1 protein-coding gene (only partly in view) is annotated in these 12960 nt (G+C 69.4%); it reads right to left on the bottom strand.

Annotation, left to right across the window (positions count from 1 at the left end):
• A protein-coding gene (locus C4K40_RS11095) for a non-ribosomal peptide synthetase (RefSeq protein WP_124421292.1) crosses the window boundary here: on the bottom strand, positions 1–12960 show its 5' portion. 138 nt of this gene lie to the left of the window's left edge; only the first 12960 of its 13098 coding nucleotides appear in the window; the start codon lies at positions 12958–12960; its stop codon lies beyond the left edge, outside the window.

Genomic DNA, 12960 nt, shown 5'->3' with positions numbered 1-12960 from the left:
GCCCAGTTCGAAGAAGTGATCGTGGCGCCCCACCCGCTCGACGTTGAGCAGCTCGGCCCACAACTGCGCCAGCAGGATCTCGGTGTCGCCCACCGGCGCCTCGTACTCGCGCACCAGCGCCGCTTCCAGCCCCGGCGCCGGCAGCGCCTTGCGCTCCAGCTTGCCGTTGGGGCTCAGGGGCAGCGCATCCAGGTGCACGAACAGCGCCGGCACCATGTAGTCCGGCAGGTGCTCCAGCAGCGCCTGGCGCACCTGCTCCACGGGCAACTTCGCGTGCCCGGCGGCGCTGGTGTAGTAGGCCACCAGGCGCTTGTCCCCAGGCACGTCCTCGCGGGCCAGGACCACCGCTTCCTTGATGCCTTCGAGCTGGGTCAGGCGCGCCTGGATTTCCCCCAGCTCGATGCGCAGGCCACGGATCTTCACCTGGTCGTCGTTGCGCCCCAGGTACTCGATATTGCCGTCAGCGAGATAGCGCCCCAGGTCGCCGGTGCGGTACATGCGCGCGCCTGGTTGATCACTGAACGGGTCGTCGACAAAACGCTCGGCGGTCAGTTGTTCGCGGTTGAGATAACCACGGGCCACCTGCACCCCGGCGATGAACAGCTCGCCCACCACCCCCAAGGGCACCGGCTGCAATTGCGCATCCAGCAGGTACAGGCGGGTGTTGGCGATCGGCTTGCCGATGGGCGTGTTGTCCGGGGTGGCGTCCAGCGGGCCGGTGCAATCCCAGGCCGTCACGTCCACCGCGGCTTCGGTGGGGCCATACAGGTTGTGCAGGGCGACGTTGGGCAACTGCTGCTTGAAGCGCCGCACCAGGCTGCCCGGCAGCGCCTCGCCGCTGCACATCACCTGGCGCAGGCCGAGGTCGTCCGGCGTGGCGTCGTGGGCGAGGAATACATCGAGCATCGACGGCACGAAGTGCAAGGTACTGATGCCCTGCTCGCGTATCAGCTGGCGCAGGTAGGCCGGGTCCTTGTGCCCTTCGGGGCGGGCCATCACCAGGCGGGCACCGGTGAACAGCGGCCAGAAGAACTCCCACACCGACACATCGAAGCTGAACGGGGTCTTCTGCAACACCGCATCGTTCGCGTCCAGGCGGTACTGCTCCTGCATCCACAGCAAGCGGTTGACCACCGCCCGGTGCTCGTTCATCACGCCCTTGGGCTGGCCGGTGGAGCCGGAGGTGTAGATCACGTAGGCCAGCTGCCGTGGCGCGCAGTGCGGCGCTGGCGGGTTGTCCCGGGACTGTGCGGCCCATTGCGGCTGGTCCAGGTCCAGCAACGCCAGCCCGCACGCCTGCGCCAGGTGCCGAGTCGCGCCCTGGACCAGCACCGCCAGCGGCGCGCTGTCCTGGAGCATGTAGTCGATCCGCTCCTGGGGATAGGCCGGATCGATAGGCACGTAAGCGCCCCCGGCCTTGAGGATCGCCAGCAGGCCCAACACCATGTCGACGCTGCGCTCGACGCAGATCGCCACCCGCTGGTCCGGGCCGACGCCCAGTTGCAGCAAGTGCCCGGCCAACTGGTTGGCCTGCTGGTTCAACTGGCGATAACTCAGGCGCTGCTCGCCGGCCTGTACCGCCAGCGCTTCGGGGCTGCGCAGTACCTGGGCTTCGAACAACCCGTGCAGGGTCTGCTCCAGCGGGTAGTCGCGGGCCGTGGCGTTGAAGCCTTCCAGCAGTTGCCGGCGCTCGGCCTCGGGCAGGATCGGCACCTGCAGCAGGGAACGCTGCGGCGCTTGCTCCAGGCTGTCCACCAGGGCCAGCAGGGCTTGCTGCAAGTAGCCGCACACCCGTCCGGCGCCAATCCGCGCCGGGGTCATGGCGGTCAGGCGGAAACCCTGGCCAAAGTCGTCGACGTTGAGGCTCAGCGGATAGTTGGTGCGCTCCTCGCTGTGCAGGGTCTGGATGCCCTGCCAGGCCTGGCGTACGGCCTCGCTTGGCGGCGCATCGCTGCCGTGGCGGTAGTTGAGCATGGCGCTGAACAGCGGCAGCGGCGCGGCCACCCCACTGCAACGCTGGGCCAGGGCCAGGGAGGCATGCTCATGGCCGAGCAAGGCGCTGAGCCGGGCGTGGGTGGCCTTGACCGCCGCACGCACCCCACCGGCGTCCAGATCGACCCGCAGCGGCAAGGTGTTGATGAACATGCCCAGGGCCCGGTCGGCGCCCTGCCCGGCCTGCAGGCGGCCCAGCAGCACGGTGCCGAATACCACCCGCTCCTGGCCGGTAGTGAGGCTCAGCACCCGGGCCCAGGCCAGGTGGAACAGGCTCGCGGCACTGACCCCCAGCAGCCGCGCCTGGGCCCGCAAGCGAGTGGCCAGGGTCGCGTCCACAGCTTGCTGCACCTCTTCGATGGCATCGCCATCGCCCTGCACATCCTGCAAGCCGAACGGCAGGGTCGGGGCATCGATGTCGCCGAGCATCTGGCGGAAGAACGCCTCGTGCTCCTCGCGGCTGACACCCAGGCGCGCCTGGGCCACGTAGTTGCGATAGGGGATCGGCGCGCCCGCGGGCTGCTGCCCCAGCAGGCAGGCCTGGATCTCCTCGCGCACCACATCCAGGGCGGTGTGGTCGAGGACGATATGGTGGAACAACAGGATCGCCGCCACGCCCTGACGTACCGGGTCCTGGGCGAACACCAGGCGCAGCAACGGCGCCCGGGTCAGGTCCAGGCGCCAATGGCGAGGATCGAAGCGTTGGTGCAACTGCTGCAGGATGTCGCCATCGGCCGGATCCAGGTCGACTTCCTCGAGGGCCACCCGGGCCTCGCGCCAGACCACTTGCAGCGGTTGCTTGAGTCCCTCCCAGAGGATCGCCGTGCGCAGGATATCGTGGCGCTCGCCGACCCGTTGCAGGGCCGCGGCGAAATCCTCCAGGCGCTGGCGGCTGGCGAACGCCAGGTGCGACTGCAACAGGTAGGGGTCGCCTTCGCGGGCGCTCAGGTGATGGTAGAGGATGCCCTCCTGCAAGGGCGCCAGGGGGTAGATGTCCTGCACATTGGCGGCGCCGCCGGGGACCGTGGCCAGCACCCGGTCGATGGCCTCCTGGTCCAGCTCGATCAGTGGCAACAGCTGCGGGGTGATGTGCCGGCAGCCGGCCGGGATGCGATTGGCCGGCACCGCGACCTGGCGCCCGGCACCCACCGCCCCGGCCAGGGCGGCCAGGGTCGGCTGTTCGAACAGCACCCGCACGTCGGCTTCCAGGCCGGCCTGGCGCATGCGCTCCACCAGGGTCACCGCCAGCAGCGAGTGCCCGCCCAGCTCGAAGAAGTGATCGTGGCGGCCGACTTGCTCGACCTTGAGCAACTCGCTCCAGATCCGCGCCAGGGTGGTTTCCACCTCGCCTTGGGGGGCCTCGAACTCGCGACTGAGCCAATCGCCCTGGGCCGGCGCCGGCAAGGCCTGGCGATCGAGCTTGCCGTTGGCGGTCAGTGGCAGGGCTGCAAGGCGGACGTAGGCCGCCGGCAGCATGTAGTCCGGCAGGCGCCCCTGCAGGTGGTCGCGCAGGTCTTCGGCCGCCAGTTCCGCGGCGCCTGCGCGCAAGGTGAAGTAAGCCAGCAGGCGCTCTTCGGCCACCAGCACCAGGGCTTCCTCGAGGGCCGGGTGCTGGAGCAGCGCGGCTTCGATTTCCCCCGGTTCGATGCGCATGCCACGCACCTTGACCTGGTCGTCGTTGCGCCCCAAGTAATCGAGGGTGCCGTCTTCGCGCCAGCGCGCCAGGTCGCCGCTGCGGTACATGCGCGCGCCGGGCTCGGCACTGAATGGGTCGTCGAGGAAGCGCTCGGCGGTCAGCTCGGGACGATTCAGGTAACCCCGGGCTACCCCGGCGCCGCCCACGTACAACTCGCCGGCGACACCGACCGGTACCGGCCGCAGCAGCTCGTCCAGCAGGTAGATGCGGGCGTTGGCCATGGGCCGGCCGATATGCAGCGCGCCACCGGCCACGAGCGCCCCGGAGGTCGCCACCACCGTGGCTTCGGTGGGCCCGTAGTTGTTGACCACGGTAAAGCCCGGGTCGCGGGTGAACTGGCGCAAGCGGTCACCGCCGATCAGCAAGGTACGCAGGGTCGGGTGCCGCAGTTGCTGGCTGAAGGCGTATTCGGCCACCGGCGTCGGCAGGAAGCTCACATCCAGCGGCTGGTCGCGCCACCAGGCCAGCAGCCGCTCGATGTCCTGGTGGCCGATATCGGCCGGCGGCAGGTGCAGGGTCGCGCCACTGCACAGGGTCGGCCAGACCTCCCAGGCCATGGCGTCGAAGCCCAGGCCGGCGAGGCTGGAGGCATGCCGCCCGGGGCCCAGGTCGAAGGCCTGGCAATGCCAGTGCACCAGGTTCTCCAGGCTCTGGTGCTCGACCATCACGCCCTTGGGCTGGCCGGTGGAGCCCGAGGTGTAGATCACATAGGCCAGGTGCGCCGGGGTCAGCCGTGGCACCTGCGGGGTGTCCGGATCGGAGTCGGTCCAAACCTGCCGGTCGAGGTCGAGCACCGGCACCCCAGGCGCTGGCGACAAGCCGCCGGCCACCAGCAGCGCCCGGGGGGCGCTGTCCTGTACCAGGTAGGCGATGCGCTCGGCCGGATGGCTCGGGTCGATGGGCACATAGGCGGCCCCGGCCTTGAGCACCGCCAGCATTCCTTGCAGCAGTTGCGGGCCACGGGCCAGGCACAAGGCCACCCGGTCATCGGGTTGCACGCCGAACGCCAAGAGTTTCCGGGCCAGCTGGTTGGCCTGCTGGTCCAACTGGCGATAGCTCAGGCGCAGCGGCCCCTGGACCAGCGCCACGGCGTCGGGGGCCGCGCGGACCCGGGCCTCGAACAGGCCATGCAAGGTCTGCCCGCGCGGATAGGCGGCGGTGCTGGCATTGAAGTCCCGCAGCAGGCGCTCGCGCTCCGCCAGCGGCAACACCGACAGTTGCCCCAGCTCCAGCTCGGGGCTCCACTCCAGGGCATCGACCAGTTGCTCCAGGGCACGCGACATGTAGTCCCCCAGGCGCTGCGCGCCGATCCCGGCCAGGGCCAGCAAAGACAGGCCGAAGCCTGCGCCCAGATCGTCGACGCTCAGGCTCAGCGGATAGTTGCTGCGCTCCTCGCCACCGAGCAGTTCCACGCCCTGCCAGATGTCCTGGCCGGCGGCGGCCGGTTGCGGGGCGCTGTGCCGGTAGTTGAGCAAGGCGTTGAACAGCGGCGCCCCGCTGGCCAGGGCGCTGCAGCGCTGGGCCAGGGCCAGGGAAGCATGTTCATGGCCGAGCAGGGCACTGAGCCGGGCGTGAGTGGCCTTGACCGCCGCGCGCACCGTGCAACCCTGCACATCCACCCGCAACGGCAAGGTGTTGATGAACACCCCCAGGGCCCGGTCGGCGCCCTCGCCGCCTTGCATGCGGCCCATGAGCACGGTGCCGAACACCACTTGCCGGCGGTTGGCCACCTGCCCCAGCACCAGGGCCCAGGCCAGGTGCATCAGCGCCGCGGCACTGACCCCCAGTTGCCGCGCCTGCTCACGCAAGCGCAGGCCCAGGGCCTCGGGCAACGCCAGGTGGGCCTCCTCGATGTCCCGGCCGTCGCCTTGCACATCCTCCACGGCGAAGGCCAGGGTCGGCTCGTCGATGTCGCCGAGCATCTCGCGAAAGAACGCCTCATGCTCGGCCTGGCCGGCCCCCAGGCGGGCCTGGGCCACGTAGTTGCGATACGGCACCGGGGCGCCGAGGCCGCGACCACCGTTGAACAGCAGCTCGCGCATTTCCTGGCCGATCACCTCCATGGCGGTGTGGTCCAGGGCCAGGTGATGGAACAACAGGATCGCCACCACCCGCTGGCGTTGCCGGTCATAGGCATGCACCAGGCGGATCAGCGGTGCCTGGGCCAGGTCCAGGCGCCAGTGGCGGGCGTCGAAACGCTGTTGCAGTTGTTCGAGGATGTCGCCGTCGGCCGGGTCCAGCGCCTGCTCCAGCAGTTGCAGCCGAGCCTCGCGCCAGACCACCTGCAGCGGCTGCGCCAGGCCCTCCCAGAGCACCGCGGTGCGCAGGATGTCGTGGCGGTCGATGACTTGCTGCAAGCCCGCGGCGAAGCGCTCCAGGCGCTCGGGACTGTCGAAGGTCATGCGCGATTGCAGCAGATAGGGATCGCCCTGCCCGGCGCTCAGGTGGTGGTAGAGAATGCCTTCCTGCAAGGGCGCCAGGGGATAGATGTCCTGCACATTGGCCACCCCGCCCGGCACACAGGCCACCACCCGGTCGATGTCCGCCTGCTCCAGCTCCACCAGCGGCAGCAGGTCCGGGGTGATCTGCCGGCACTGGGCGCCGATGCGGTTGGCCGGCACCCGAACTTCGCGGCTGCTGCCCACGGCGGCGGCGAGGTCGGCCAGGGTCGGCTGGCTGAACAGCACCCGCACATCGGCTCCCAGGCCGATCTGGCGCATGCGTTCGATCAGGCTCACCGCCAGCAGCGAATGCCCACCCAGTTCGAAGAAGTGGTCATGGCGCCCGACCCGCTCTACCTTGAGCAGGTCGCTCCAGATCCGCGCCAGGGCGATTTCCACCTCGCCCCGGGGCGCGACGAACTCACGGCTGAGGCTGGCCGAGGCGGCCGGGGCCGGTAGGGCCTTGCGGTCGAGCTTGCCGTTGGCGGTCAGCGGCCAGGCATCCAGCCGCACATAGGCCAGCGGCACCATGTATTCCGGCAATTGCTGGAGCAAGGCGTCGCGCAGGGTCTGGGCGGACAGCTGCGCGACATCGTCCTGCACCCGGTAGTAGGCCACCAGGCGCTGGTCCCCGGGCTCGTCCTCGCGCACCAGGACCTGCGCATCCCTGATCCCCGGGCACGCCGCCAGGCGCACCTCGACTTCCCCCGGCTCGATGCGCAGGCCACGGATCTTCACCTGGTCGTCGTTGCGCCCCAGGTACTCCAGCAGGCCGTTGCCCAGCCAGCGGCCGATGTCCCCGGTGCGGTAGAGCAAGGCACCGGCGCGGTTGGCGAACGGATCGTGGATGAACTTCTGGGCAGTGAGTTCGGGACGGTTGAGGTAGCCCAGGGCCACGCCGTCGCCACCGATCACGATCTCGCCCGCGACCCCGATGGGCAGCGGCTGCTGGTGGGCGTCGAGGATGTACACCTGGGTGTTGGACAGCGGTCGGCCGATGGGCAGGCTGTCGGCAGCTTCCGACAGCTCTCCGGGCTCGTGGGTGACGGCGAAGGTGGTGGTCTCGGTCGGGCCGTAACCATTGACCAGACGCAGCCCCGGCGCCTGAGCCTGCATCCGCCGGAATGCCGTGGCATCCGCCCGCTCGCCGCCACACAGGAGCATGCGCAAGCCCTTGAGGGCCTGGGGGATCAACTGCACGTACTGGTTGAACAAGCTGGTGGTGAGGAACAGCAGCGTCACGCCAGAAGCTTGCAGCAGCTGGGCGAACGCCGGTGGGTCGAGCAGGGTCTGCTGGTCCACCACCACGACCCGGCCACCGTTGAGCAGCGGGCCCCAGACGTCCATGGTGCTGGCGTCGAAGGCCGGGTTGGAAGCGAACGCCACCCGGTCATCGGCGTTGAAGTCGGCGTAGCCGTTGTTGATCACCAGGCGAGCGATGGCCCGGTGCGGCACCCTTACGCCCTTGGGCTCGCCGGTGGAACCGGAGGTGTACATGATGTATGCCACCGCCGCGCTGGATTGCTGCACTTGCACGTCATCCGCTGGCAGGGCCTGCAGCTCCAGCCGGTCGAGCTCGATCCGGGGCACCGCCACCGCCAGCGGCAGGTCGCTGTGGGTGACCAGGGCCACGCTCTGGCTATCGCTCACCATGAAACCCTGGCGACTGGCCGGGGCGTTGCTGTCCAGCGGCACGTAGGCCGCGCCGCACTTGCTGATGGCCAGCTGGCTGACCAGCAGGTCCAGGGAGCGCGGCAGCAGGATCGCCAGGTGATCGCCCGGCTGCACCCCGAATTCGCGCAGGTGATGGGCCAACCGGTTGGCCCGGGCATTGAGCCCGGCGTAGCTGAGCCGCTCCTGGCCGTGCACTGCCGCGACCTGCTCGGGGTGGGCCTGGACCCGGGCCTCGAACAGTTGCGCCAGGGTCTGCTGGCGCGGGTAGTCGCGGGCGGTGGCGTTGAATTCCACCAGCACTTGCTGGCGCTCGGTCCTGGGCATCACCGGGATCGCCAGCAGGGCCTTGTCCGGCGCCTGCTCCAGGGCCTGGGCCAGGTGCTCCAGGACGCAAGCCAGGTAGCCGCAGACCCGCGCCCCGTCCACCGAGGCTTGCGCCTGCACGGTCAGGCGCAGGCCCTGGTGGTCGTCGTCGACGTTCACCGTCAGCGGATAGTTGCTGCGCTCGCGGGATTCGAGCACGCGGATGCCATCCCAGATCGCCGGCCCCTGGGGGTCTGCGTCGAGGCTGGCGCTGTGGCGGTAGTTGAGCAGGCTGTTGAATAGCGGTTGCGCCGCCGGGACTGCGCTGCAACGTTGGGCCAGGGCCAGGGAGGCATGCTCGTGGCCGAGCAGTTGCGCCAGCCGCGCATGGGTGCAACGCAGCGCCTGTTCCACGCCCTGCTCGCCCAGGCTGATGCGCAGCGCCAGGGTGTTGATGAACATGCCCAGGGCGCGGTCGGCCCCCTCGCCACCCTGCATGCGGCCCAGCAGCACGGTGCCGAATACCACGTCATCACGCCCGGACAATTGCCCCAGCACCCGGCCCCAGGCCAGGTGCAGCAGGCTCGCGACACTCACCCCAAGAGCCCGGGCCTGGGTGCGCAAACGCTGGCACAGCAGCGGGTCCAGGTGCAGCTGGCGTTCGTGGATATCGCCACCGTCACGCTTCACGTCCTGCAAGCCGAAGGCCAGGGTCGGCTCGTCGATATCGCCCAGCAACTCCTGGAAGAACTCCTGGTGCTGCGCCTCGCTCAAGCCCAGGCGGGCCTGGGCCACGTAGTTGCGATACGGCACGGCGGGTGGCAGTTGCCCGCTACGGCCTTGCAGCACGGCGCTGATTTCCTCCACCAGCACCTCCAGCGAGGTGTGGTCCAGGGCCAGGTGATGGAACAGCAGGATGCCCAGCCAGCGCGACTGCCCCGGGTCCCGGGCGCAGGCCAGGCGCAGCAGCGGCGCACTGCCCAGGTCCAGGCGGTAGTGCCGTGGATCGAAACGCTCCTGCAACTGGGCCAGGGCCGAACCCCGGGTCGGGTCCGCCGCCAGCACCTGCACCACCAGCGGTGCCTGGCGCCAGACCACCTGGACCGGCTCGTCCAGGCCTTCCCAGGCCAGGCTGGTACGCAGGATGTCATGCCGCTCGATCACCTGTTGCACGGCCTGGGTAAAGGCTTGCAGGGTCGCTTCGTCGGCGAACTCGAACTGCACTTGCAGCAGGTAGGGATCGCCCTCCTCGCAGCTCAAGTGGTGATAGAGAATGCCCGCCTGCAACGGCGCCAGCGGGTAGATATCCTGGATGTTGGCGGCGCCGCCGGGCACTCGGGCCACCAGCCGGTCGATGGCGGCCTGGTCGAGGCTGGCCAGGGGCAGCAGGTCTGGAGTGATGCGCGAACAATCGCCGGGAATGCGGTTGGCCGGCACCTGCACCTCGCTCACCGCGCCCACGGCAGCGGCCAGGGCCGCCAGGGTCGGTTGCCCGAACAGCACCCGCACATCGGCGCACAGGTCCACCTGGCGCATGCGTTCCATCAGCTTGACTGCCAGCAGCGAATGTCCGCCCAGCTCGAAGAAGTTGTCCTGGCGCCCGACCTGGGGCAGTTGCAGCAGCTCTTGCCAGATCCCCGCGATGGCTTGCTCCACCTCACCCTGGGGCGCCTCGTACTCACGCCGGGCCACTGCCTGGCTGTCGGGCGCCGGCAGGGCCTTGCGGTCGAGCTTGCCATTGGTGGTCAGCGGCAGGCTATCCAGCAGCACGAAGGCGCTGGGCAGCATGTAGTCGGCCAGGCTGTGGCGCAGCTGTTCACGCAATTGCGTGGCGCTGGGCGCGGCACCCGGGGCGGCGATCACATAGGCCACCAGGCGCTTGTCCCCGGACAGGTCCTCGCGGGCCACCACCACGGCTTCACGAACGCCGTCGCAACTGGCCAGGCGCGCTTCGATCTCCCCCAACTCGATACGGAAGCCGCGGATCTTCACCTGGTCATCGTTGCGTCCCAGGTACTCCAGGCTGCCGTCTTCGCGCCAGCGCGCCAGGTCGCCGGTCTTGTACAGGCGGGCACCTACCTGCTGGCTGAACGGATCGGCGATGAAGCGCTCGGCGGTCAATTCCTCACGATTGAGGTAGCCCCTGGCGACCCCGGCCCCACCTACGTACAGCTCACCCACCACGCCGGTGGGCAGCGGCTCGCGCCAGGCATCGAGGACGTATAGCTGCAGGTCGGGGATGCGCCGACCAATGGGACTGCTGCCCACCAGTTGCGCGTCCGCCGCCTGCAATGGCCGGTAGGTCACGTGCACGGTGGTCTCGGTGATGCCGTACATGTTCACCAGCTGGGTGCCGACGTTGCCCACGCGCGCGTACCAGGGCTTGAGCAGCCCGGGCTCCAGGGCCTCGCCACCGAAGATCACCTGGCGCAGCGAATGCTTGAGGGCGCTGCGGCCCTGGGCCGCGATCAGCGAGCGGAAGGCGCTGGGCGTCTGGTTGAGAATGCTCACCGAGGCTTCGCACAGCAGCGCATAGCAGGCGTCGGGCGAGCGGCTGACCGCCTGCGGCACGATCAGCAACTGACCGCCATGGACCAGCGCCCCCCAGATTTCCCAGACCGAGAAATCGAAGGCGAAGGAATGGAACAGCGCCCAGACATCGCGCCAGTTGAAACCGAACCAGTCGCGGGTGGCCGAGAACAGCCGGGCGACGTTGCGGTGCTCGACCATCACCCCCTTGGGCAGGCCGGTGGAGCCGGAGGTGTAGATCACATAGGCCAGGCTGGCCGGGGTCAGCCCGGACACCTGGGGATTGTCCAGGGCCTCATGGGCCAGGGTGCGGCTGTCGAGGTCGATCAGCGGCACCCGCAGGTCGCTCACCAGGGCCTGGGTGTCGGCCTGCACCAGCAATGCCACCGGGGCGCTGTCCTGCAAGGTGTAGGCAATCCGTTCGCGCGGGTAAGCCGGGTCGATGGGCACGTAAGCCCCACCGGCCTTGAGGATGCCCAGCAGGCCGACGATCATTTCCAGGCCGCGCTCGACGCAGATCGCCACCCGTTGGTCCGGACGCACACCCAGGGCCAACAGGCGGTGGGCGACCTGGTTGGCACGCTGGTTGAGCTCGCCGTAGCTCAGCCGCTGGTCCTGGAAGATCAGCGCCGTGGCCTCGGGCTGGACCCGGGCCTGGGCCTCGACCTGCTGGTGGATCAGCGGGTGATCCGGGTAGTGGCCCTGGGGTGTGTTGAGCCCCTGCAACAGGTACTGGCGCTCGCTGGCCGGCAACATCTGCAGGCTGTGCAGCGGTGCCTCGGGGCTGTCCTGCAAGGCCAGGGCCAGGCTCTCCAGCACGCCCAGCAAGTAGCCGGTGATGCGCTCGGCGCCGATGGCGACGTCCGCCAGGGCGACGATCCGCAGGTCTTCGCCGAGATCGTCGACGTTGATGGTCAGCGGATAGTTGGTGCGTTCCTCGGCTCCCAGGATCTGCATGCCCGGCACGACTTCCTGGACTTCCTGGGCGTCGCCTGCGTGGCTGTGGCGATAGTTGAGCATGGCGCTGAACAGCGGGGTCGGCGCGCTGACGCCGCTGCAGCGCTGGGCCTGGGCCAGCGACGCGTGTTCATGGCCGAGCATGGCGGTCAGCCGGCGGTGGGTGGTCAGCACTCCGGCGCGCACGCCCTGGGCACCGACATCCACCCGTAGCGGCAAGGTATTGATGAACATGCCCAAGGCCCGCTCGCCGCCCTCGCCGGCTTCCATGCGGCCCAGCAGCACCGTGCCGAATACCACCGCCTCGCGTCCGGATACCTGGCCCAGGACCCGCGCCAGGGCCAGGTGCATCAGGCTCGCCACGCTCACCCCCAATTGCCGGGCCTGGGCCCGCAGGCGCTGGCTGAGCTCGCTGGGCAGGGTCGCCCGGCGCTCCTCGATGTGCCGGCCCGCGCCCTGCACATCGGCGATGCCGAACGGCAGCGTCGGCTCGTCGATGTCCCCCAGCATCTCGCGAAAGAACGCCTCATGGTGCCCCTGCTCCTGGGCCAGGCGCGCCTGGGCCAGATGATTGCGAAACGGCACCGGGGCCGGCAGCCGGTCGCTGTGTCCGAGCAAGCGGGCCTGGATTTCCTGGCGCACCACATCCAGCGCGGCATGGTCCAGGGCCATGTGGTGGAACAGCAACAGGGCCACCTGGCGCCCGTTGCCCGGGTCCTCGGCGTAGACCAGGCGCAGCAGCGGTGCCTGGCGCAGGTCAAGGCGCAGATGCCGGGCATCGTAGCGGGCCTGCAACTGGCCCAGGGCATCGCCGCCGGCAGGGTCCAGGGCGACCTGCTCGCACACCAGCGGCGCATGGCGCCAGACCACTTGCAGCGGTTCGTCGAGGCTTTCCCAGGCGATGGCGGTACGCAGGATGTCATGCCGCTCGATGACCCATTGCAAGGCGCCGACGAAGTCCTGGCGCAACGCATCGTTGGCGAAGGCGAAGCGTGCCTGCAGCACGTAGGGATCACCCTGGGCCGCGGACAGATGGTGGTAGAGCATGCCTTCTTGCAGTGGCGCCAGGGGGTAGATGTCCTGGACGTTGGCCGCGCCACCGGGCACCGCGGCGACGATGCGCTCGATGGCCGATGCGTCCAGCCGGGCCAGCGGCAGCATGTCCGGGGTGATCTTGAAGGCCGGGCTCAGCCAGTCGCCGCCCTGCTCGTCCAGCAGTTCCAGGAGCCGTGGCTTGTGCTCGACCAGACTGTCCCAAAGCCCATCGTCCAGGGCCTCGTCATCGCCCTGGACCAGCAGGTCCTGGCCGTCGCGCTGGAGTCGGATCGCCAGGGTGGAAAGAACCGCCATCAATTCGCTGAACTGCAT

Source organism: Pseudomonas sp. CMR5c, from assembly GCF_003850545.1.
GTDB classification, from domain to species: domain Bacteria; phylum Pseudomonadota; class Gammaproteobacteria; order Pseudomonadales; family Pseudomonadaceae; genus Aquipseudomonas; species Aquipseudomonas piscis.
Note: the sequence above shows the minus strand (reverse complement) of the source record. Positions and strands in the feature narration are given on the sequence as shown.